Source organism: Pseudomonas gessardii, from assembly GCF_001983165.1.
Lineage (GTDB): Bacteria > Pseudomonadota > Gammaproteobacteria > Pseudomonadales > Pseudomonadaceae > Aquipseudomonas > Aquipseudomonas gessardii.
On the sequence record NZ_MNPU01000002.1, the window covers coordinates 12732 to 32748 of the forward strand.

Consider the following 20017-nt stretch of genomic DNA (forward strand, 5'->3'; position numbering starts at 1 on the left):
AATCTGTCATGAGCGACGCCATTCGTTACGAAAAAGGCCAGGACCAGATCGTGGTGCTGACCCTCGACATGCCCGGCCAGAGTGCCAACACCATGAACGCGGCCTACCGCGAGGCCATGGCCGCTACCGTTGCGCGCCTGGACGCGGAAAAGGATGGGTTGGCCGGGGTCATTATCACCTCGGCGAAAAAAACCTTTTTTGCCGGCGGTGACCTCAATGAACTGATCAAAGTCGACAAGCCCCACGCCAAGGCGTTCTACGACATGGTCCTGGGCCTCAAAGCGCAACTGCGCAGCCTGGAAACCCTGGGCAAGCCGGTAGTAGCCGCGATCAACGGCGCAGCCCTCGGCGGTGGCTGGGAACTGTGCCTGGCGTGCCAGCATCGTGTGGCGCTGGATCATCCAGCTGTGCAGATCGGCTTGCCGGAAGTCACCCTGGGCCTGCTGCCGGGTGGCGGCGGGGTGGTGCGCATGGTGCGCATGCTGGGCCTGGAAAAGGCTTTGCCATATCTGCTCGAAGGCAAGAAGATCAGCGCGCAAAAGGCCCAGCAGGCCGGGTTGATCGACGAGTTGGCGGCGGATCGCGATGAGCTGCTGGCCAAGTCCCGGGCCTGGATCCTGGCCAATCCGACGGCCAAACAGCCTTGGGATATCAAGGGCCATCAGATTCCTGGCGGCACACCGTCCAATCCGAAAGTCGCGCAAATGCTCGCCATTGCGCCGTCGATACTGCGCAGTAAAACCCATGGCTGTTTCCCCGCCCCGGAGAAAATCCTCTGCGCGGCCGTGGAAGGCGCCCAGGTGGACTTCGACACCGCACACCTGATCGAGACCCGTTATTTCACCGAACTCACCACCGGCCAGGTGGCGAAGAACATGATCGGCACCTTCTGGTTCCAGCTCAACGAAATCAACGCCGGAGGCTCACGGCCTGCGGGGTTTGCGCCGTATGTCACACGCAAGGTCGGCATCCTCGGCGCCGGCATGATGGGCGCGGGGATTGCCTACGCCAGCGCGTCGGCGGGCGTGGAGGTGGTGCTCAAGGACGTCACGCTGGCGGCGGCAGAGAAGGGCAAGGCCCACTCGGCGGCGCTGCTGGACAAGAAGGTCAGCCGTGGGCAACTGACGCCTGAGCAGCGGGAAAGCACCCTGGCGCGGATCCATCCTACAGATAATGATGTCGATCTGGCTGGCTGCGACCTGATCATCGAAGCCGTATTTGAAGACCGCGACCTCAAGGCCAAGGTCTCGGCCGCCGCCCAGCGTGTGGTGGGCGCTGATGCGGTGATTGCGTCCAATACCTCCACCTTGCCCATCAGCGGCCTGGCGAGTGCGGTGCCGGATCAAGGCAAGTTTATCGGCCTGCACTTCTTCAGCCCGGTGGAAAAAATGCCCCTGGTGGAAATCATCAAGGGTGCCAACACCAGCGACGAAACCCTGGCTCGCGGTTTTGATTTCGTACTGCAAATCAAGAAAACCCCGATTGTGGTGAATGACAGCCGCGGCTTCTTCACCTCGCGGGTGTTTGGCACCTTCACCAACGAAGGCATCACCCTGCTCGGCGAAGGCGTGGCTGCGCCGATGATCGAGACCGAGGCGCGCAAGGCCGGGATGCCGATTGGCCCGCTGGCGATTTCTGACGAAGTTTCCCTCAGCCTGATGAGCCATATCCGCCAGCAGACAGCCAAGGATCTGCAGGCCGAAGGCAAGACACTGCCCGCGCATCCGGCCTTTGCGGTGATCGACCTGTTGCTTAATGAGTACAAGCGTCCGGGCAAGGCGGCGGGCGGTGGTTTCTATGAGTACCCCAGTGATGGCCAGAAATACCTGTGGCCAGAACTCAAGGTGCGCTTTGAACAGGCCAGCCAGCAGATTTCAGCCCAGGACGTGCGCGACCGCTTGCTGTTTATCCAGGCCATCGAAACGGTGCGGTGCGTGGAGGAGGGCGTGTTGATGTCCACCGCCGATGCCAATATTGGCTCGATCTTCGGCATCGGCTTTGCGGCCTGGAGCGGCGGGGCGCTGCAGTTTATCAACCAGTACGGGCTGAACGACTTTGTAGCGCGGGCGCGTTACCTGGCCGAGCAATACGGCGAGCGGTTCACCCCGCCCGCCTTGTTGCTGGAAAAAGCCGCCCAGGGCACGACGTTCTAGCCATCCGACAGGGCCTCGGTGGGGCTTGCCTTGAAAGGGTATTTCAGGGCAGGCTGACGGGTGTGCATTATTCCCACCACCGTGTCAGGTATTTTTTATGTCGCTACGCATCTGCATTCTGGAAACCGATATCCTGCGTCCAGAACTGGTCGATCAATATCAAGGTTACGGGCAGATGTTCCAGCGCCTGTTTTCGCAGCAGCCGATTGCCGCCGAGTTCATCGTCTACAACGTGATGCAAGGCCTCTACCCGGCAGACAGCGAAGTGTTCGACGCCTACCTGGTGACGGGCAGCAAGGCGGATTCCTTCGCCACCGACCCGTGGATCGAAACCCTCAAGGCCTACCTGTTGAACCGCTACAAGCGGGGCGACAAGCTACTTGGCATCTGTTTTGGCCATCAACTGCTAGCGTTGCTGCTGGGCGGCAAGAGCGAGCGGGCGAGCCAGGGCTGGGGCGTGGGTATCCACAACTATCAACTGGCCGCCAAGGCCCCGTGGATGAGCCCGGTGGTGGAAGAACTGACCCTGTTGATCAGCCATCAGGACCAGGTCACCGCCTTGCCGGAAAACGCCACGGTGATCGCCTCCAGCGACTTCTGCCCGTTTGCCGCTTATCACATCAACGACCAGGTGCTGTGCTTCCAGGGGCACCCGGAGTTTATCCACGATTACTCCCGGGCACTGTTGGACATTCGCCAGCAGAACCTGGGCGAGCAGATCTACCAACGCGGCGTCGCCAGCCTGGCGCACGACCACCACGGCGTAACCGTGGCGGAATGGATGATGCGTTTTGTGGCACACAAGCCGCAGGTGGCCTGATCATTGAGTGAGCGGGGTGGGCCGGTTATAGCCACCCCGAGCGCTTGAAGCTGGCCCACAGCCCCGTGCACCCCACCGCGATAAATCCCAGCACCGCAAAATAGCCATAGTGCCATTGCAGTTCCGGCATGTTCTGGAAGTTCATCCCGTAGATCCCGGCCACCGCCGTGGGGAACGCGAGGATCGCCGCCCAGGCTGCAAACTTGCGCTGTACCACGCTCTGGCGCGAGGCCTCCAGCAGTACGCCGATCTCGATGGTCTGGCTGGCGATGTCGCGCAGGGTCGAAAGGTCTTCCATCTGCCGCGTGACATGGATTTGCACATCGCGAAAGTACGGGCGCATGTTCTTGTCGATAAACGGGAAGTTCAGCTTCTGCAATTCCTCGCTGATTTCCACCATCGGCGCCACATGCCGGCGCAGCCGCAGCACGTCGCGGCGCAGGCCATGCAGGTTCTGGATATCGCGCTCATTCAGGGCATTGCACAGCACGTTGCGCTCCAGCGCATCGATCTCGGCATGAATCGCCTCGCTCACCGGCTGGTAGTTTTCGGTGACAAAATCCAGCAGCGCATAGAGTACGAAATCTTCCCCGTGTTCCAGCAACAGCGGCCGCGCCTCACAGCGCTGGCGCACATAGCCGTAGGATGCCGAGTGGCCGTTGCGCGCGGTGATGATATAGCCGTTGCCGGCGAAGATATGAGTCTCGATAAACTCCAGCTTGCCCTCATGGCGCACCGGCGAGTAGGTCACGATAAACAGTGCGTCGCCAAAGGTTTCCAGCTTGGGCCGGCTGTGTTTTTCCAGGGCGTCTTCGATGGCCAGTTCATGCAGGTTGAACTGGCGTTGCAGGTTGGCCAACTCCTGGGCGTTGGGCTCTTCCAGGCCGATCCACACAAAGTGACCGGGCTTGGCCGCCCAGGCGGCGCCTTCATCGAGGGTGATATCCGTGACTTTTTTCCCGGCGCTATAGACGGCCGCGGCAACAACTCTACCCATAATACTGATCGCTTCTTTACAAGTGGCAGTAACCGGCCAGCTTAGCCTGAAACGCTACAGTGCAGGAGCCGGCTTACCTTCAGGTTTTTGCAGTGCCTGATCCATGGCTGTAATGCACTCGACCATCTGCTCCCGGCACTTCTCCATCAGCCGGGGCATGTCATCCATCGTCAAGCCTGCTGTAGGAATCGGCGCCAATGACCGGATCAAGATATCGCCACTGTTCCAGCGAGTGAGCTTCATCTGCTTCACATAGGTGCTGACGCACACCGGCACAATCGGCACACCGGCGGCAATCGCCATCTGGAACGCGCCTTTCTTGAATGGCAGCAACGACTCACCCAGGTTGCGGGTGCCTTCGGGAAACACCCAGATAGAGGTTTCTTCGTGTTGCAGGGTATGGGTGGTGGTCAGCATCGAGCGCCGTGCTTTTTGTGGGTTGCCCCGGTCAATCAACACATTGCCCGCCAGCCAGAACAACTGCCCGAACAGCGGCACCCACTTCAGGCTCTTCTTGCCGATACACACGGTGCGGTAGGGCACCACGTTGCCAAACACAAACAGATCATAGTTGGACTGATGGTTGGCGATGATCACGCAGCTGCTGGGTTTGTTGTGCAGCGAGTCCACTTGCGTCGTGACCCTTAGCCGCAGCAGCCACATGGCGGGCAGGGCATACAGGCGAGCACAGAGCCGGCTGTTATCCGGGTTGAACGGCCGGCAGATCCCCAGCAGCACGCCGAGCACGCCCGCGATCATAAAATGCAGGCTCATCAATAACATGCGTAAACAATAGAGCATCGACACGGCCCATTGGGACAAAAGGTGGCGCAGTGTACGGATGTGCACTGTATTCGGCAATTACCCCTGTAGAGGTAGAAGATGAGCGATGTTTAAGTACATGTTTCAGAAGATGGAGACAGATGCCATCTAGAGCGGTTGCAAGACGATTAAGAATTGGCTGTAAGAAAAAGCCCGACATAAAGTCGGGCTTGGATTGATGCCGGCTTGGGTGGCTTAGACCAAATGCTCCTGGTCCTGGATGATCGCGTTATCCAGCAACTCCAACAGGGCCTTACGCACCTTCAGCTTGGTGTGCCTGTGGGCGTTCATATTGATCTTCTTCAACTGCCGCGCCACTTCCAGGGCCGCCGCTTGCAGCGCCTCGGGGGCTACCACCTTGTCGAGGAAACCGGCATTCAACGCGTCCTGCGGGGTGAACATCTCGGCATTGATCACCGAACGATGAAACGCCGACTTACGCAGGCGATCACGCGCCAACTCAATCCCGGCATGGTGCATGGTCATGCCGATCATCACTTCATTCAGGCCGATGCTAAAGGGCCCCTCGACACCAATCCGGTAATCGGCCGACAGCAACAGGAACGCCCCCTTGGCCACTGCATGCCCAGGGCACGCCACAACCACCGGGAACGGGTGCGACAACAGACGGCGCGCCAGGGTCGAGCCCGACGTCACCAGGCTGACCGCCTCTTTCGGGCCGGCCGTCATCACCTTCAAGTCATAACCCCCCGACAGAATCCCCGGCGTACCGGTGATAATCACCACCGCCCGATCCTTCTCGGCCTGGTCCAGCGCTTCATTAAACGCACTGACCACGGCCGGTGAAATGGCATTGACCTTACCGTTGCTCAAGGTCAGGGTCGCGATACCGTCTTCGAGGTGGTAGGCAATCAACTCACTCATGACGCGATTCCTTGTAATACGTTTAATAGAAGGGCAGGCCGCAGACGTTACCCAGCATGACCGCCCCGGTAAAGCGCCATGACTGACTGGCCAGTCAGCCTTTTCCCAACCCGCCGGCCTGGAGCAGCCTACAACAGTACTTGCCAGCCACTCTGCACGCCTACCGACAAGCCTTGAGAATGGCACAATCGCCACCCTTCACCCCCTACCAGAGGGATGTGGGCCGAGATAACCGTCTAAGCGCATGAAAATTCTGAAAAAAACCTTTGCCATCGGAAAAGCTTTCGACTACATTAGCGCGCCTCGACAGACTGAATCAGTTTGACGAGATACGGTGAAGTGTCCGAGTGGCTTAAGGAGCACGCCTGGAAAGTGTGTATACAGGAAACTGTATCGAGAGTTCGAATCTCTCCTTCACCGCCACATTCTACAAACACAAACCCCCAGTTTTCCTAGAGAAAGCCGGGGGTTTGTGGTTTTTGGTGTTTGAAAAATGGCCATGTGGGACAGATCGGGGGGGCTCGTCTGCCGAAATGCCCCCTCCGCGCTCGCCGCTTTGCCTGAACTCGGTCAATGGTGGGCGTTTTACAGAAAATAAATCTGTCCCCTTTCCCGCCAGCAGCGGGTGCCAGATGCGCTGCATGTCCAGATCGGCAAGCACCTGCTTGCCCAGTTCCCGGGCTTGGGATTCGAGCATGCCGGGGCGGATCTGCTGGGACAATTGCTCGATGGCGCGCCAGGTCATGGCTTGGGCGTAGCGCATGGCGTCGATGCTGTAGGCGGCGCCCACGGCTTCCTTCAAAGGTGCGTTCAACGGGGGTGTCCTCGGTTTTTATTGGCTAATCGTTATATCTTTTACTATATAGCGAAAAAATGTGATCGGGATACCCACGCATGCAACGAAGCCAGGCTACGAGCGCCTGACCAGGCGCGTATACACCGCAATATTGATCAACAGGACCAGGGCGCCCAGCCCCAGTTGGATCTGTGGCGTCAGCCCCGCCGGATAGATCAGGGCAAGGATGTAGTGCTCGATAAAACCCGCGCCATAACCTTCTTGCCCGGCGAGGTGGCGCAGCAGGTTTTCCCAGCGGGTCAGGGGGCAGGGCAGGTGGAACACTTCAACGGCAACGCCCCAGGCCGCAGCGGGCAGGTGCAGCCACATGACCGGCCGCCACTTGAGGGCAAGCAGGCCCCCGAACAACACGAACAGGATAAAGCCCAGGTGGAACAACACCAGGGTGTCGGCGGCAAGTCGAAAGAGCATAGGAGCGATCGCGTCGGGTGAGGCTGCCAAGTGTGCTGGATGAGGCCGCCTGAAACCAGAGGTGGGCGGGTTGCGGTTGCTTGTAGGGCCGGGCCACCGTTATTGTGCTGAATCCTTTTAGTCATCTGCCACGGATCTGTTGTGATGAATGCACCGCGTACTGCTGTTGGCCCGATCAAGGCCGTGATTTTCGATATGGACGGGTTGTTGCTGGATACCGAAGGTATCTACACCGAAGTCACGCAGATCATCGCCGAACGTTATGGCCGCACGTATGACTGGGGTATCAAGCAGCACATCATTGGTCGTGGCGCCCAGGACCTGGCCGAGTATCTGGTCAAGGCGCTGGACTTGCCGATCACCCCCGAGGAGTTCCTGCGGATCCGCGAGCCGTTGATGAGCGAGCGTTTTCCCAAGGCCCTGGGCATGCCGGGCGCCGAGGCGTTGGTGCGGCATTTAAGTGCCCACGGTATCCCGATAGCCGTGGGCACCAGTTCGTCGCGCCATTCGTTTGGCCACAAGACCACGCTGCACCGTGAATGGTTTGGCCTGTTCGGTACCATTGTCACTGCCGACGACCCGGAGGTGGGCGCGGCCAAGCCTGCGCCGGACATCTTCCTCACCGCTGCCCGTCGCCTGGGCGTTGCACCCGAGGACTGCCTGGTGTTTGAAGACTCACCGTTTGGCGTGACTGCTGCCAAGGCCGCGAACATGACCGCCATCGCAGTGCCCGATGAAGCCATGGCCGACAGCAAGTACGCCCACGCCGACCAGATCATCCGCACACTCGCGGACTTCGACTTGGCTGCGTACGGTCTGCCGCCGATGCGCTGATGTTCTAAGCTGATACGAGCCAACGGGGCTTGCCACTGTCGAGACGGATCATGTCTAAATCACGCGCTTTACTCGTATTTACCAGCTTGGCGTTGATCATCGGTTCCCCGGCGCTGCTGGCCGACCCCGGTAACGGCAATGGCAAGGACAAAGGCAGTGCCCATGGCAATAAGGGTGGCCAGGGTAACCAGGGGCAGGGGGGCGGCAAGAAAGGCGCAGGGGCCTCTTACAATAGCCCGCAAATTGATGTCGGCGGCGTGCGGGTGATCCTTGGCGACAACCGCGACTACTGGCGCGGCGGTTCATCCCTGCCGCCGGGCATCCAGAAAAACCTGGCCCGTGGCAAACCCCTGCCACCGGGGATTGCCAAGAAACTCGATGGGCGCCTGTTGGGGCGCCTGCCCCATTACGATGGCTACGAATGGCAACAGGCGGGCACCGACCTGATTCTGGTGACGATTGCCACCGGGATCATTTATGAAGTGCTCAATGACGTATTGAACTGATCGAGATCGGCGATTCAGCGTGCGAACCTGCCCGGCCAACCGATGATGGTCTTTGGCCGGGGGGCCGCATAGGTGCGTACCTTCGAGGTCGACAACCCCAGCCTCACCAATGATTCAGCCAGGGTCACGGCGGCGGTTACGCCATCCACCACCGGCACGCCGGTGCGTTGGCGGATCTGTTCATCCAGCCCGGCCATGCCGCCACAACCCAGGCAGATCACCTCGGCCTTGTCTTCGCGGATGGCCAGTTCGGCCTGGTGCACAATGGCTTCCATGGCTCGCAGCGGGTGCTCTTCGAGCTCCAGTACCGCCATGCCACTGGCCCGCACCGAGGCGCAGCGCTCATACAGCCCGGAGAGCTTGAGCCGGTCTTCGATCAGCGGCACCGTGCGATCCAGGGTAGTGACCACTGAGTACGCGTGGCCAAGGAACATCGCCGTGCTGGCGGCGGCGTCGGTAATGTCCACCACCGGCACGTTCAAGAGTTCCTGCAGGCCTTCGCGGCCATGTTCGCCATAACCGGCCTGGATCACTGCGTCGAACGGCTGGTCATAGGCCATTACCCGGTCCATCACCGCGATGGCCGCCAGGTAGCTTTCAAAATTGCCCTCCACCGATTCGGCGCCGAAAAACGGGGTCAGCCCGACAATTTCAGTGCCCGCTGCTGCAACGCTGCGGGCCTGCTGGGCGATGGCCTCGGTGATGGATTCGGTGGTGTTGACGTTGACGATAAGAATGCGCATGAAGTGCTCCCGGCTCAATGACTGACGTTGTCGACGGCAATGGCTTCGCCACTTACGTCGGCATAGAACGGCTGGCGCCTGGCGAGCAACCGATACAACACCCCGGCAATGGCGGCGCCAAACAGCCAGGAGAACGGCGAGACGCTGGCAAACCCCGGCAACAGCGCGAGCAAAATGGCAATCACCGCCGCCGGGACAAACGCCGCCACCGCCCGCAGGTTGACCCCGCGGCTGTAGTAATAAGCGCCGTTGGGGTCTTCGCTATACAGCTGCGGCACGTCGATCCGGCCCTTACGGATCAGCCAGTAATCCACCATGATCACGCCATACAGCGGGCCCAGCAGTGCGCCCAGGCCGGAGAGGAAGTACACAATCACCAGCGGGCTGTTGTAGAGGTTCCAGGGCAGGATCAGTACCGCGAGGAACGCGCTGATCAGCCCGGCGCGCCGGAAGTTCAGGAGCCTGGGCGCCAGGTTGCTCAGCACAAAGGCCGGGGCAACGAAGTTGGCCATGATATTCACCGCCACGGTGACAATCAGGAACGCGAGGCAGCCCAGCACCAGGAAGAAGGTATTGGGGATGGCCGCAATGATTTGCGTGGGGCTTTCGATCACCTGGCCATTGAGCTGGAACTGCCCACCGCACAACAGCACGGTGATGATCGCGAACACCAGGATATTCACCGGCAGGCCCCAGAAGTTGCCGATCTTGATAGTCTTGCGGCACGGCGACGAACGGGCGAAGTCGCAGAAGTTGAGGATCAGGGTGCCGTAGATCGCCAGCCACAAGGCGCCGCCGGCAAAGATATTGCGCCACATCTCGCCACCGCTCAGGGGCTCGCGGATCGACCAGGCAATAGTGCCGCTGGCCTGGTAATACATCCAGCCGGCCAGCGCCGCAACAGTCAGCAGAATCACCGGGCCAGCAAAGCCTTCGTAGCGGCGGACCATTTCCATGCCGTAGGCCAGGATCACCAGTTGCACAAACCAGATGATTACAAAACATGCCCAGCCCAAGGTGGAGAGGCCGAGGATCGCGTTGTGGTCGTAGTCGGCAAACCCAGGGTGAATCGCCACCAACAGCACGCGGAAGACCACGGATGCGAGGTAGGTTTGAATCCCGAACCAGGCGATTGCGATCACAGCCCTGATCAGCGCGGGAATTTGCGCGCCATATATGCCGAAACTTATCCGGCTGATCACCGGAAACGGCACGCCGGTTTTCTGGCCCATATAGCCCGACAAGTTCATAAAGAAATACACCAGCGCCGCGCCGATCCCCAGGGATAACAGGATCTGCCAGGCACCCAGACCCAGGGCGTACAAGCCGATGGCGAAAGAGTAGTTGGCGATGTTGTGCACATCGTTGGTCCACAGGGCAAAGATGCTGTAGCCACCCCAGCGCCGGCCTTCGACCTTGGTGGGTGCCAGGTCCTTGTTATGCAGGCGGGGGCTGAGCACCAGCGGGCCAGGGAGGGGTGCCGTAGGTATGGAGGTGGAGGAGGGCAAATCCAGTGCGATGTTGTTGGAGAGACTTGTACGCATTCCGGCAGGCTCCTGGCATCTGCAGCGGGCGCGTGGTTCAAGGGCGCCTGGCATGCGGATACAAAGTGTATGAAGGTTGTTGTTGAAGTTGTATACAAAGACTTCAACTCCCTTAGCCACTTGTGTGCCAGGTTTTTATCTATCAAAAATTTGGCTAATTTCGTTTTTGCAGGCTTGATTAATAATTGTCTGAATTTAAACAACTATAAATTGACCGTTTGAACAGGTATTTATTTTTTTGCGGGAATATAGGAATGGAAGATGTAGGAAGTTAGCAGAGGAGGGGTGTAACTTTTCGGTGCGAAATTTTTAAAGTGCACACAAAAATGGCACTGTTGGTTACGTTTATGTGTACAAAATCATGATGCGCCGCAAACAAATGTGGGCGCGGGCTTGTGTGGGAGCGGGCTTGCCCGCGATGGCGGTGGATCAGTTAAATACATCTAATCTGACACCACAATCGCGAGCAAGCCCGCCCCCACACAAGCCTGTGTTGCCAGATCAGGCCTTGCTGATGATATTGCCCGCATGCAGCCCGCATTCTTTCTGCGTTGCCTCTTCCCACCACCAGCGGCCTTCGCGCTCATGCTGGTTCGGCAGCACCGGGCGGGTGCAAGGCTCGCAGCCGATGCTGATAAAACCGCGCTCGTGCAGGCTGTTGTACGGCAGCTCAAGCATGCGGATATAACCCCAGATCTCTTCGCTGGTCATTTGCGCCAGAGGGTTGAACTTGTAGAGGGTGCGCTCGGGCGTAGAGAAGGCACTATCGACTTCCAGTGCCGCCACCTGGCTGCGGGTGCCGGGGCTCTGGTCGCGGCGCTGGCCGGTGGCCCAGGCGCGTACGCCGGAGAGTTTGCGGCGCAGCGGTTCGATCTTGCGCACACCGCAGCATTCGCCATGACCGTCCTTGTAGAAGCTGAACAGGCCCTTTTCCTTGACGAACGGTTCCAGCTTGCTCTGGTCTGGCGAGATCAGCTCGATATCGATCTTGTAGAAGTCGCGCACCTGCTCGATAAACCGGTAGGTCTCCGGGTGCAGGCGGCCCGTGTCGAGGCTGAAGACCTTGACGTTCTTGTTGAGCTTCCAGGCCATATCCACCAGCACCACGTCCTCGGCACCGCTGAAGGAAATCCACAGGTCATCGCCGAACTGGCTGAACGCCAGCTTGAGAATGTCCTGGGCGGACTTGTTGGCATAGGTCGCGGCGAGTTCAGCGACATCGAAGGCTTGGTTCATCAGGACGGTTCCTACAGGTCAGTGGCGCTGAGCGCTCTATAGGAGGGCGATGTTAACAAAATCTACTCTGCGTTGCGGCGGTCAGCGTGAATCGCTAGAGTTCGGCAGTCCTTTTGCTCGCTCAACTGAAAAAAAATCCAAATGGGAGTGTCTTGTGGAAATTGCCTGTCTCGACCTGGAAGGGGTGCTGGTTCCAGAAATCTGGATCGCCTTCGCTGAAAAAACCGGTATTGAATCCTTGCGGGCCACCACCCGGGACATTCCCGACTACGACGTACTGATGAAGCAGCGCCTGCGGATTCTCGACGAGCACGGCTTGAAACTGTCGGATATCCAGGAAGTGATTGCCACGCTCAAGCCGCTGGAGGGCGCCATCGAGTTCGTCGACTGGCTGCGCGAGCGCTTCCAGGTGGTGATCCTGTCCGACACTTTCTATGAGTTCTCCCAGCCGTTGATGCGCCAGCTGGGCTTTCCGACCCTGCTTTGCCACCGCCTGATCACCGATGAAAATGACCGGGTGGTGAGCTATCAACTGCGCCAGAAAGACCCCAAGCGCCAGTCGGTGCTGGCCTTCAAGACCTTGTACTACCGGGTAATCGCTGCAGGCGATTCCTACAACGACACCACCATGCTGGGGGAGGCGGATCGTGGGATTCTGTTCCATGCGCCGGAAAACGTGATTCGCGAGTTCCCGCAATTCCCGGCGGTGCATACCTTTGAGGATTTGAAGCGGGAGTTCATCAAGGCTTCAAATCGTTCCTTGAGCTTGTAAGTTATTTAGCGAGGCTGATTGCTTCATCGCGAGCAAGCTCGCTCCCACATTTTTGTTCTGCAAACACAGTCAAAAATGTGGGAGCGGGCCCCGCGATGAGGCCTTCAAGCCCCCTCAAACAACCGCTCATAAGGAATGCGCAAACCCTCGTGCAGGCGCTTGATCATGGCCAGGCTCAGCTTGCGCTTGTGGTTCAGCACTTCGGATACACGTCCGCTGGAACCGATAAAGGGTTCCAGGTCACGGGCCGTCAGGCCCAGTTGGTCCATGCGAAACTTGATTGCTTCCACCGGATCGGAAGGCGGCATGGGAAAGTGTTCGTCTTCGTATTTTTCGATCAGCAGCGCGAGGATTTCCAGCTCATCGCCTTGCGGCGAGCCGACTTCTGCCCCCCACAGTTGAGCCACGCGCGCCAGTGCGGCGGCCAGGTCTTCGGGGGTACGAATAGGTTTGATGTTCATTACACAGTCTCCGCGTTGATCTGGTCGTACTGGGCATGGGTGCCAACAAACCGTATGAAACCCAGTTGCCGCGGGTAGTCGATCGCCATGATCACTCGATATTTATTGCCACCGATATTGAACACTACCCTTCCACCTTTGAGGATGCTCGCGGTGCGAAGCTCCGCCTTCAGGTCTTGGGGGGTGTAAAAGGTGGACTTCTCCATATGGCGATACCATTCAACCAGTGGTGTTTTGGAGTCGGTGTAAGCCGGACGACTTTCCCAGAACTCCCTTAAGGCGGCTCTTGCGATCAGTCGCATCAATCAGGCCTCCCAATTTGGGAGATATTAGGTGTCGCTTCCTGGGTTTGCAACCCTTGGCAGGGAGTGCGATATGTAGGAAATGGACTTTGTTTCAACGGCGCAAGCGATAAAACGATAAAGGCAACAAGCAGTCGATCCATGTGATCCCTCACAGACGGCCTAGTGGAATACTGGAGCCAGACGCTATCCCTGCGCCCCAATACTGTCCATGGCCGTTCTGATTCAGGTTCTTTCCCTGGGAGGTCCGTTTACAGTCCTTCCAGTGTCTCCAGCAACACCCGCACCTTGGTCATCGACTCCTGATACTCCGCTTGCCATTCGGAGTCCGCGACAATCCCGCCGCCACCCCAGCAACAGACCTGGCCGTCCTTGACCAGCAGGCTGCGAATGGCGATGGAGCTGTCCATCTCGCCGCGCACGTCCAGGTACAGCAACGAGCCGCAGTACAGCCCGCGTCGGGTCGGTTCCAGTTCGTCGATGATCTGCATGGCGCGGATCTTCGGTGCGCCGGTGATCGAGCCGCCGGGGAAGCTGCCGGCGATCAGGTCCAGGGCGTCTTTGTCGTCGGCCAGTTCGCCGGTGACGCTGCTGACCAGGTGATGCACATTGGGGTAGCTTTCCAGGCTGAACAGCTCCGGCACCTTGACCGAGCCGGTACGGCAGGTGCGGCCCAGGTCATTGCGCAGCAGGTCGACGATCATCAGGTTCTCCGCGCGATCCTTGGGGCTGGCCAGGAGTTCGGCGGCGTTGGCTGCATCTTCTTCAGGTGTCAGCCCGCGGGGGCGGGTGCCCTTGATCGGGCGGGTTTCCACCTGGCGCTGGCTGATCCGCACGAAGCGCTCTGGCGACAGGCTGACGACTGCGCCGTCATCCGGCAGGCTCTGAAAGCCCGAGAACGGCGTCGGGCAGGCAGCGCGCAGGGCGCAATAGGCGACCCAGGGATCGCCGTTGCAGGCCGCGCGAAAGCGTTGGGCGAAGTTGACCTGGTAGCAGTCACCGGCCTGGATGTAGTCCTGGATCCGGGCCAGGGCCTGTTCATAGGCGGCGGCGCTCAGGTCCGGGGTCATCCGGCTGTGCAGCTTGAAGCTGGCCGTGGGGTGAGCGGCAGGTTGGCTGAACAGGGCCAGCAGGCGCTGGCGTTCGCTTTCCGGCAGTTTGGGGTGGAACACCAATTGGCTGGTGTGTGCCTGGTGATCGCTGATCAGTGCCCAGGCGTATAGGCCAAAGCGTGCATCGGGCAGGCCGATGTCGTCGATGGCCTGACGGGGCAGTCGTTCCAGGTGGCGGCCAAAATCGTAGCTCAGGTAGCCGATCAAGCCGCCGGCAAATGGCAGTTCATAAGGCGCGGGCAGGTTGGCCTCGCCCAGCAGCGTCAGGTTTTCCCGCAGTCGTTGCAAAAAGTCGCTACCGCTTTCGTCCGGCCACACCGCCAGCGTTGCTTCCGGCCAGGCGCTGAGCAGGTCATAACGGCCACGCTTGGCTGTCGGTCGGCCACTGTCCAGCAGCACGGCGCCAGGGGCATGGCGAATCGCCGCAAAATACTCGGCGGGGTTGGCATGGTAGGGCAGCGGGTGTACGGAGCAGGTCGACATGCGAGGGTGGATCAGCCATGGGCGCGGGGGAGGGGATTGTAGTCCCCTCAAGGATTTGCTCCTAGAGGGGATGTCGGGGATTGCTGGATGGAGGACGGGACCGGGTGTGGGGTTCAGCCTGCCACCGGCGGAATATGCCCAAACATTTCCTGGGCAAATTTCACCCGTTCTTCGGCCGTTTCCGTCACGCCCGCCGCCTTCAGTGCTTCAAGACGCGCCTCCACCGCATGGGTGCGCAAGGTCAGGCCGCAGTCGTTGGCGATCTGGATGTTCAGCCCGGGCCGGGCATTGAGCTCCAGGATCAGCGGGCCCTTTTCCTGGTCCAGCACCATGTCCACGCCGATATACCCCAGCCCGCACAGCTCATAGCAGCCGGCGGCGAGTTTCATGAAGCCGTCCCAGTTGGGCAGTTGCACGCCGTCCACCGCGTTGGTGGTGTCGGGGTGCTTGGTGATGATGTTGTTCAGCCAGGTGCCGCGCAGGGTCAGGCCGGTGGCCAGGTCCACGCCCACGCCAATCGCGCCCTGGTGCAGGTTGGCCTTGCCGCCGGACTGGCGGGTCGGCAAGCGCAGCATGGCCATCACCGGGTAGCCCATCAGCACGATGATGCGGATATCCGGCACGCCTTCGTAGCTGATGCTTTTGAAGATCTGGTCGGGCACCACCCGGTACTCGATCAGTGCGCGGTCACGGTGGCCGCCCAGGGAATACAGGCCGGTGAGGATGCTGGAGATCTGGTGCTCGATTTCCTCATGGCTGATGATTTTGCCGGACACCGTGCGATAGCGCCCTTCAAAGCGGTCGGCGATCACCAGGATGCCGTCGCCGCCGGCGCCCTGGGCCGGCTTGATCACGAAGTCGCTGCGGCCACCGATGATTTCGTCGAGCTTGTCGATTTCTTTCTCGGTGGAAATGATCCCGTACATCTCCGGCACATGGATCCCGGCCGCAATTGCCCGCTCCTTAGTGATGATTTTGTCATCGACAATCGGATACAGGCTGCGCTTGTTGTACTTGAGCACGTAGTCGGCATTACGCCGGTTGATGCCCATGATGCCCCGCGCTTGGAGGGCTTTCCAGGTCTTCCAGAACCCGAACATTACGAATCAGCCTTGAGGAAGGCCTTGAAACGCACCAGCTCGGTCAGGCGGTAGCCACGATAGCGCCCCATGGCCAGCATAAAGCCCACCAGGATCAACAGGATCGCCGGGAAGGTGAACACGAAGTAGATCAGCTCCGGCACGCTCATGATGATGTGGGCCAGGGACGCGGCGAACAAGGTGCCGATCGCGACTTTCATCGCATGGCCGCCACCGCGTTCTTCCCAGGTAATGGACAGGCGTTCGATGGTCATGGTCAGGATCACCATCGGGAACAGCGCCACCGACAGGCCGCGTTCCAGGCCCAGCTTGTGGCTGAACAGGCTGATGGCGGCGATCAGCACCACGACGAAGGTCAGCACCACCGACAACCGCGGCAGCATCTGCAGCTTCAAGTGCTCCAGGTAGGACCTAAGGGACAGCCCGAGCGCCGTAATCACCGTGAACAGCACAATGCCAAAGCCCAGTTGGGTCTCGCGAAATGCCAGGGCGATCAACACCGGGGTGAACGTGCCCAGGGTCTGCAGGCCGATCAGGTTGCGCAGGATCAGGATCACCAGCACGCCAATCGGGATCATCACCATGATCATGAAGGTCTGCTGGGTTTGCAGTGGCAGGCCGTAGAGCGAGTATTCGAGGAAGTTGGCGTCGGTGTTCTCGTCCGTCAGCTTGGCCAGGCGGATCGCGTTCATCTCGCTGTTGTTCAGGCTGAAGGTCACGGCGGCTTTCTTGCCGCCATCGACGGTGATCAGGTTTTCATCGCCGGTCCACCACAGCAGGCGGTCGGAGGGTAGGCCCTGTTCGCCGGTTTCCGGGTTGAAGTACAGCCAGTCGTTGCCATTGAAGCTGCGCAGCCACAGCTCCGGGGTTTGCGGCTGGTCGGCCACCAGGCGCAGGGTGTGGACTTTTTCTACCGGCACATGGGCGATGGACAGCAGCAACTCGACGATCTTGGCCTTGTGCGGCGTGGACGGGTCGCCCGCCAGCAGCAGCTTGACGTTGTCGTCGTTGAGGTTGTTGGTGCGCTTGATGGCTTCGCTGATAAAGGTCTCGACGTCGGCCGAGTGTTGGCGGATCGGCGCCAGCAGGGCCTCGGCGGCGACTTTTTCCGGGCCTTCCACGGCGATGCTGTCGCGGAAGGTCGGGCCCTTGACCTTGAGCTTTTCGCCGCTGTAGCGCTTGGTCAGCACCAGGCGGTAGTAGAGGGTCTGGTTGCCCTTGGCGCGCCGGGCCGACCAGGTGACCTTGCGGTTGCCGTCGATGCGGTTGACGCTCACCCCGTAGTTATTGGAGATAAAGCTCTCATTGAGGCTGACAAAGTCGCGGCTCAGGGGCGGCACGAACATCTGGACTTTCACCGGGTCCTTGGCGTTGGCCACGAACTCGACCTTGGCGTCGATGTTCCACAGGTCGTCAGTGGCGTCTTCGGTCACCGGGATGCCGAGGACGAGGATCTGATAGGCCGTGACCGAAATGCCCAGTACCACCAGGACGGCGATCAGAATCTTCAGGTGCATAGTAAGAGAGCGCATTGGAATTACTCGGCGGTATGAGCGTCGGTGGCGCAGGCAGGTTTGCCCGCTGCGTATTTAAGACTGGGGTCGACCAGCGCATCAAAGCGTTTCAAGGCTTCGGAGCCGATCAGCAGCGGGTATTGGAAGGCGCTGCGGTCAGTCAAGTTCACTTCGATGCTGCGTAAAGCGGTGCCCATGCAGATCTCCAGGGCGATCACCGGACGGGCGGTGTAGTTCTTGTCCTCATCGGGGTCGTAGTCACCGGCGCGGCGCTTGATCTTGCTGACGCGGGCCAGGGGGCGCTCGATGGGGTGCGAATGGGCGGTATCGATGGCCAGGTAGAAACGCACCCAGGATTCACCATTGCGCTTGAAGCGCTTGATATCCCGGGCGCTCAGGGACGCGGTCTTGGCGCCGGTGTCGAGCTTGGCGGCGACTTCCAGGTCAATGCCCGCCAGCTTGGCGTATTCATTGAGGCCATACACGGTCTTCTCGGCAGCGAGGCCAAGGCCCGGAAGCAACAGTAGGCAGAACAATAGGGGGAAGGGCTTGAGTCTCATAAATCCTGAGGCGGTGCAGTGCGATGTTTGATTCAAGGCGACTGGCATTACTGCGCAAGCTCCCTCGTGCGCCTTTTCATCAAGAGATGTCAGGCAAATGCGGCGGGCATTCTAACATGAAGGTTATCTGGCGCCAGCGCTGGCAGCCGGCCATGCCCTAATAGGCATAAGCTGGGTTATTAGACGATTGTCGACAATGTGCATTTATTCTTTGACTATCCTGGGCGTATTGGCTAGTTTTTGCGGCATTGCTTTTAAAGGTGTCGACAATCATGCTGGATCAGCTGGAAATTCCGGTAGCAGGGCAGGACGATTCCCAAACGATGTCCGAGAACGTTTTCCGTCGTATCCAGGCCGCCATCGTCAAGGGCGAGATTGCCCCCGGCAGCAAGATTTCGGAGCCGGAGCTGGCGCGCACCTACGGCATCAGCCGTGGCCCGTTGCGCGAGGCGATCCACCGCCTGGAAGGCCAGCGCCTGCTGGTGCGCGTGCCCCATGTCGGCGCGCGGGTGGTGTCCCTGAGCGAAGCTGAGCTGGTGGAACTCTACGAAATCCGCGAGTCCCTCGAAGGCATGGCCTGCCGCCTGGCCGCCGAGCGCATGACTGACGAAGAAATCGAGGAACTACGCCAGGTCCTGCACACCCATGAGCGCGATGCCGCGTTCCAGGCCGGTGTTGGCTACTACCAGCAGGAAGGCGACTTCGACTTTCATTACCGGATCATCCAGGGCGCGCGTAACCGCACCTTGACCCAGATGTTATGTGGCGAGCTGTATCAACTGGTGCGCATGTACCGCATCCAGTTCTCCGCCACCCCCAATCGTCCACGCCAGGCATTTGCCGAGCATCACCGCATTCTGGACGCGATTGCCGATCGCGACGGTGAACTGGCCGAGCTGTTGATGCGCCGCCATATCGGCGCGTCCAAACGCAATATCGCCCGTCACTTCCCCGACGGCGCCCCCTCGAGAGGTGAGTCATGAGTTCCTATAAAAACAGCACCCCAGGCCAGCGTTTCCGTGATGCGGTCGCCAGCGAACACCCCCTGCAAGTGGTCGGCGCGATCAACGCCAACCACGCGCTGCTGGCCAAGCGCGCCGGTTTCAAGGCGATTTACCTGTCTGGTGGCGGGGTCGCCGCGGGCTCCCTGGGCGTGCCGGACCTGGGCATCACCGGCCTGGATGATGTGCTGACCGATGTGCGCCGTATCACCGATGTGTGCGACCTGCCGCTGCTGGTGGACGTGGACACCGGTTTCGGCTCCTCGGCGTTCAACGTGGCGCGCACCGTCAAGTCGATGATCAAGTTCGGCGCCGCCGCGATCCATATCGAGGACCAGGTGGGCGCCAAGCGCTGCGGCCATCGTCCGAACAAAGAGATTGTGTCCCAGCAGGAAATGGTCGACCGCATCAAGGCCGCCGTGGATGCCCGCACCGATGACAGCTTCGTGATCATGGCGCGCACCGACGCCCTGGCCGTGGAAGGCCTGGAGTCGGCCCTGGAACGTGCCGCCGCGTGCATCGAGGCGGGCGCCGACATGGTGTTCCCGGAAGCCATCACCGAGCTTGAGATGTACAAGCTGTTCGCTTCACGAGTCAAAGCCCCGATCTTGGCCAATATCACGGAATTCGGCGCGACCCCGCTGTACACCACCGAACAGTTGAAATCTGCCGATGTTTCCATCGTGCTGTACCCGCTGTCGGCGTTCCGCGCCATGAACAAGGCCGCCGAGAATGTCTACACCGCGATCCGTCGCGACGGCACCCAACAGAACGTGATCGACACCATGCAAACCCGCATGGAGCTTTACGATCGCATCGACTACCACACCTTCGAGCAGAAGCTCGACGCGCTGTTCGCCGCCAAGAAATAAGCGCAGCGCCTCCCAGATAACTACAAAATTGGA

General features: G+C 59.9%; 20 protein-coding genes, 1 tRNA gene and 1 pseudogene. 8 read left to right on the forward strand and 14 right to left on the reverse strand.

Annotated features, from left to right (window positions below; genetic code table 11):
- Positions 1-8 precede the first annotated feature (8 nt).
- Positions 9-2153 (forward strand): 3-hydroxyacyl-CoA dehydrogenase NAD-binding domain-containing protein, encoded by a 2145-nt coding sequence (locus tag BLL38_RS02300; protein ID WP_076961164.1) that lies wholly within the window; start codon positions 9-11, stop codon positions 2151-2153.
- Between the two features lie 97 nt (positions 2154-2250).
- On the forward strand, positions 2251-2973 hold the full coding sequence (locus BLL38_RS02305) for an amidotransferase (protein WP_076961165.1): 723 nt from the start codon (positions 2251-2253) through the stop codon (positions 2971-2973).
- 25 nt (positions 2974-2998) lie between these two features.
- Here the strand turns inward: BLL38_RS02305 and BLL38_RS02310 are convergent, their stop codons facing one another.
- The 3 genes from BLL38_RS02310 to BLL38_RS02320 all read right to left on the reverse strand — a co-directional run bounded on the left by BLL38_RS02310 (position 2999) and on the right by BLL38_RS02320 (position 5677).
- A complete protein-coding gene (locus BLL38_RS02310) occupies positions 2999-3970 on the reverse strand; it encodes a magnesium and cobalt transport protein CorA (RefSeq protein ID WP_076961166.1) in 972 nt (323 codons plus the stop codon).
- A 54-nt stretch (positions 3971-4024) separates the two neighbouring features.
- Positions 4025-4771: a lysophospholipid acyltransferase family protein gene (locus BLL38_RS02315; protein ID WP_076961167.1), complete on the reverse strand. Its 747-nt coding sequence runs from the start codon at positions 4769-4771 to the stop codon at positions 4025-4027.
- A gap of 216 nt (positions 4772-4987) precedes the next feature.
- Positions 4988-5677, reverse strand: a complete 690-nt coding sequence (locus BLL38_RS02320) for a crotonase/enoyl-CoA hydratase family protein (protein ID WP_076961168.1) — start codon at positions 5675-5677, stop codon at positions 4988-4990.
- Between the two features lie 333 nt (positions 5678-6010).
- On the opposite strand from BLL38_RS02320, the gene BLL38_RS02325 reads away from it, so the two are divergent.
- Positions 6011-6100, forward strand: a tRNA-Ser gene (locus tag BLL38_RS02325).
- Positions 6101-6275: 175 nt separating this feature from the next.
- Here BLL38_RS02325 and BLL38_RS02330 read toward each other — a convergent pair.
- Positions 6276-6491, reverse strand: a pseudogene (locus BLL38_RS02330) (M24 family metallopeptidase); the annotation flags it as partial.
- 96 nt (positions 6492-6587) lie between these two features.
- Positions 6588-6944, reverse strand: a complete 357-nt coding sequence (locus BLL38_RS02335) for a DUF2784 domain-containing protein (protein WP_076961169.1) — start codon at positions 6942-6944, stop codon at positions 6588-6590.
- Positions 6945-7088: 144 nt separating this feature from the next.
- On the opposite strand from BLL38_RS02335, the gene BLL38_RS02340 reads away from it, so the two are divergent.
- Both BLL38_RS02340 and BLL38_RS02345 read left to right on the forward strand, forming a co-directional pair.
- The gene (locus BLL38_RS02340; RefSeq protein ID WP_076961170.1) at positions 7089-7778 is read left to right on the forward strand and encodes an HAD-IA family hydrolase; all 690 of its coding nucleotides are present in this window, start codon (positions 7089-7091) and stop codon (positions 7776-7778) included.
- A 50-nt stretch (positions 7779-7828) separates the two neighbouring features.
- Entirely contained in the window at positions 7829-8284 is a 456-nt protein-coding gene (locus BLL38_RS02345) for an anti-virulence regulator CigR family protein (RefSeq protein WP_076961171.1), read from the forward strand.
- Between the two features lie 14 nt (positions 8285-8298).
- Here the strand turns inward: BLL38_RS02345 and BLL38_RS02350 are convergent, their stop codons facing one another.
- The 3 genes from BLL38_RS02350 to BLL38_RS02360 form a co-directional block, all read right to left on the reverse strand.
- The gene (locus BLL38_RS02350; RefSeq protein WP_076961172.1) at positions 8299-9027 is read right to left on the reverse strand and encodes an aspartate/glutamate racemase family protein; all 729 of its coding nucleotides are present in this window, start codon (positions 9025-9027) and stop codon (positions 8299-8301) included.
- Between the two features lie 14 nt (positions 9028-9041).
- Positions 9042-10571, reverse strand: coding sequence for an NCS1 family nucleobase:cation symporter-1 (locus BLL38_RS02355; RefSeq protein ID WP_076961173.1), 1530 nt, complete (start codon positions 10569-10571; stop codon positions 9042-9044).
- Positions 10572-11072: 501 nt separating this feature from the next.
- Positions 11073-11807, reverse strand: coding sequence for a phosphoadenylyl-sulfate reductase (locus BLL38_RS02360; RefSeq protein WP_057960355.1), 735 nt, complete (start codon positions 11805-11807; stop codon positions 11073-11075).
- 154 nt (positions 11808-11961) lie between these two features.
- Between BLL38_RS02360 and thrH the strand changes: the two genes are divergently transcribed.
- Entirely contained in the window at positions 11962-12579 is a 618-nt protein-coding gene (gene thrH / locus BLL38_RS02365; protein WP_029298307.1) for a bifunctional phosphoserine phosphatase/homoserine phosphotransferase ThrH, read from the forward strand.
- A gap of 104 nt (positions 12580-12683) precedes the next feature.
- Here the strand turns inward: thrH and BLL38_RS02370 are convergent, their stop codons facing one another.
- The 6 genes from BLL38_RS02370 to rloA form a co-directional block, all read right to left on the reverse strand.
- Complete coding sequence (locus BLL38_RS02370) at positions 12684-13040, reverse strand: helix-turn-helix domain-containing protein (protein ID WP_076961174.1); 357 nt, start codon at positions 13038-13040, stop codon at positions 12684-12686.
- Positions 13040-13342 carry a type II toxin-antitoxin system HigB family toxin gene (locus tag BLL38_RS02375; RefSeq protein ID WP_076961175.1) on the reverse strand — a complete coding sequence of 101 codons (303 nt, stop codon included), beginning with the start codon at positions 13340-13342 and terminating at the stop codon, positions 13040-13042. The genes BLL38_RS02370 and BLL38_RS02375 overlap by 1 nt, the downstream gene beginning before the upstream one ends.
- A 251-nt stretch (positions 13343-13593) precedes the next feature.
- On the reverse strand, positions 13594-14937 hold the full coding sequence (gene pabB, locus BLL38_RS02380) for an aminodeoxychorismate synthase component I (RefSeq protein WP_076961176.1): 1344 nt from the start codon (positions 14935-14937) through the stop codon (positions 13594-13596).
- A 113-nt stretch (positions 14938-15050) separates the two neighbouring features.
- Positions 15051-16037, reverse strand: a complete 987-nt coding sequence (locus BLL38_RS02385; protein WP_076961177.1) for an alpha-L-glutamate ligase-like protein — start codon at positions 16035-16037, stop codon at positions 15051-15053.
- Complete coding sequence (gene rloB / locus BLL38_RS02390) at positions 16037-17569, reverse strand: osmotic stress tolerance membrane protein RloB (RefSeq protein ID WP_076961178.1); 1533 nt, start codon at positions 17567-17569, stop codon at positions 16037-16039. Before rloB ends, BLL38_RS02385 begins: the two co-directional genes overlap by 1 nt.
- A 5-nt stretch (positions 17570-17574) precedes the next feature.
- Positions 17575-18111 (reverse strand): retropepsin-like aspartic peptidase RloA, encoded by a 537-nt coding sequence (gene rloA / locus BLL38_RS02395; protein ID WP_076961179.1) that lies wholly within the window; start codon positions 18109-18111, stop codon positions 17575-17577.
- Positions 18112-18383: 272 nt separating this feature from the next.
- Between rloA and BLL38_RS02400 the strand changes: the two genes are divergently transcribed.
- Entirely contained in the window at positions 18384-19094 is a 711-nt protein-coding gene (locus BLL38_RS02400; RefSeq protein ID WP_076961180.1) for a GntR family transcriptional regulator, read from the forward strand.
- Positions 19091-19984, forward strand: coding sequence for a methylisocitrate lyase (gene prpB / locus BLL38_RS02405; RefSeq protein ID WP_029298299.1), 894 nt, complete (start codon positions 19091-19093; stop codon positions 19982-19984). The genes BLL38_RS02400 and prpB overlap by 4 nt, the downstream gene beginning before the upstream one ends.
- Positions 19985-20017: the final 33 nt, after the last annotated feature.

Bases quoted from the DNA above. Each gene is read 5' to 3' on its own strand.
- BLL38_RS02370 (WP_076961174.1), bottom strand. From the start codon at position 13,040: ATGAACATCAAACCTATTCGTACCCCCGAAGACCTGGCCGCCGCACTG.
- prpB (WP_029298299.1), top strand. From the start codon at position 19,091: ATGAGTTCCTATAAAAACAGCACCCCAGGCCAGCGTTTCCGTGATGCG.
- BLL38_RS02385 (WP_076961177.1), bottom strand. From the start codon at position 16,037: ATGTTCGGGTTCTGGAAGACCTGGAAAGCCCTCCAAGCGCGGGGCATC.
- BLL38_RS02305 (WP_076961165.1), top strand. From the start codon at position 2,251: ATGTCGCTACGCATCTGCATTCTGGAAACCGATATCCTGCGTCCAGAA.
- BLL38_RS02345 (WP_076961171.1), top strand. From the start codon at position 7,829: ATGTCTAAATCACGCGCTTTACTCGTATTTACCAGCTTGGCGTTGATC.
- BLL38_RS02355 (WP_076961173.1), bottom strand. From the start codon at position 10,571: ATGCGTACAAGTCTCTCCAACAACATCGCACTGGATTTGCCCTCCTCC.
- BLL38_RS02350 (WP_076961172.1), bottom strand. From the start codon at position 9,027: ATGCGCATTCTTATCGTCAACGTCAACACCACCGAATCCATCACCGAG.
- rloB (WP_076961178.1), bottom strand. From the start codon at position 17,569: ATGCGCTCTCTTACTATGCACCTGAAGATTCTGATCGCCGTCCTGGTG.
- BLL38_RS02300 (WP_076961164.1), top strand. From the start codon at position 9: ATGAGCGACGCCATTCGTTACGAAAAAGGCCAGGACCAGATCGTGGTG.
- BLL38_RS02400 (WP_076961180.1), top strand. From the start codon at position 18,384: ATGCTGGATCAGCTGGAAATTCCGGTAGCAGGGCAGGACGATTCCCAA.
- BLL38_RS02310 (WP_076961166.1), bottom strand. From the start codon at position 3,970: ATGGGTAGAGTTGTTGCCGCGGCCGTCTATAGCGCCGGGAAAAAAGTC.
- BLL38_RS02335 (WP_076961169.1), bottom strand. From the start codon at position 6,944: ATGCTCTTTCGACTTGCCGCCGACACCCTGGTGTTGTTCCACCTGGGC.
- rloA (WP_076961179.1), bottom strand. From the start codon at position 18,111: ATGAGACTCAAGCCCTTCCCCCTATTGTTCTGCCTACTGTTGCTTCCG.
- BLL38_RS02340 (WP_076961170.1), top strand. From the start codon at position 7,089: ATGAATGCACCGCGTACTGCTGTTGGCCCGATCAAGGCCGTGATTTTC.
- BLL38_RS02375 (WP_076961175.1), bottom strand. From the start codon at position 13,342: ATGCGACTGATCGCAAGAGCCGCCTTAAGGGAGTTCTGGGAAAGTCGT.
- BLL38_RS02320 (WP_076961168.1), bottom strand. From the start codon at position 5,677: ATGAGTGAGTTGATTGCCTACCACCTCGAAGACGGTATCGCGACCCTG.
- BLL38_RS02315 (WP_076961167.1), bottom strand. From the start codon at position 4,771: ATGCTCTATTGTTTACGCATGTTATTGATGAGCCTGCATTTTATGATC.
- BLL38_RS02360 (WP_057960355.1), bottom strand. From the start codon at position 11,807: ATGAACCAAGCCTTCGATGTCGCTGAACTCGCCGCGACCTATGCCAAC.
- pabB (WP_076961176.1), bottom strand. From the start codon at position 14,937: ATGTCGACCTGCTCCGTACACCCGCTGCCCTACCATGCCAACCCCGCC.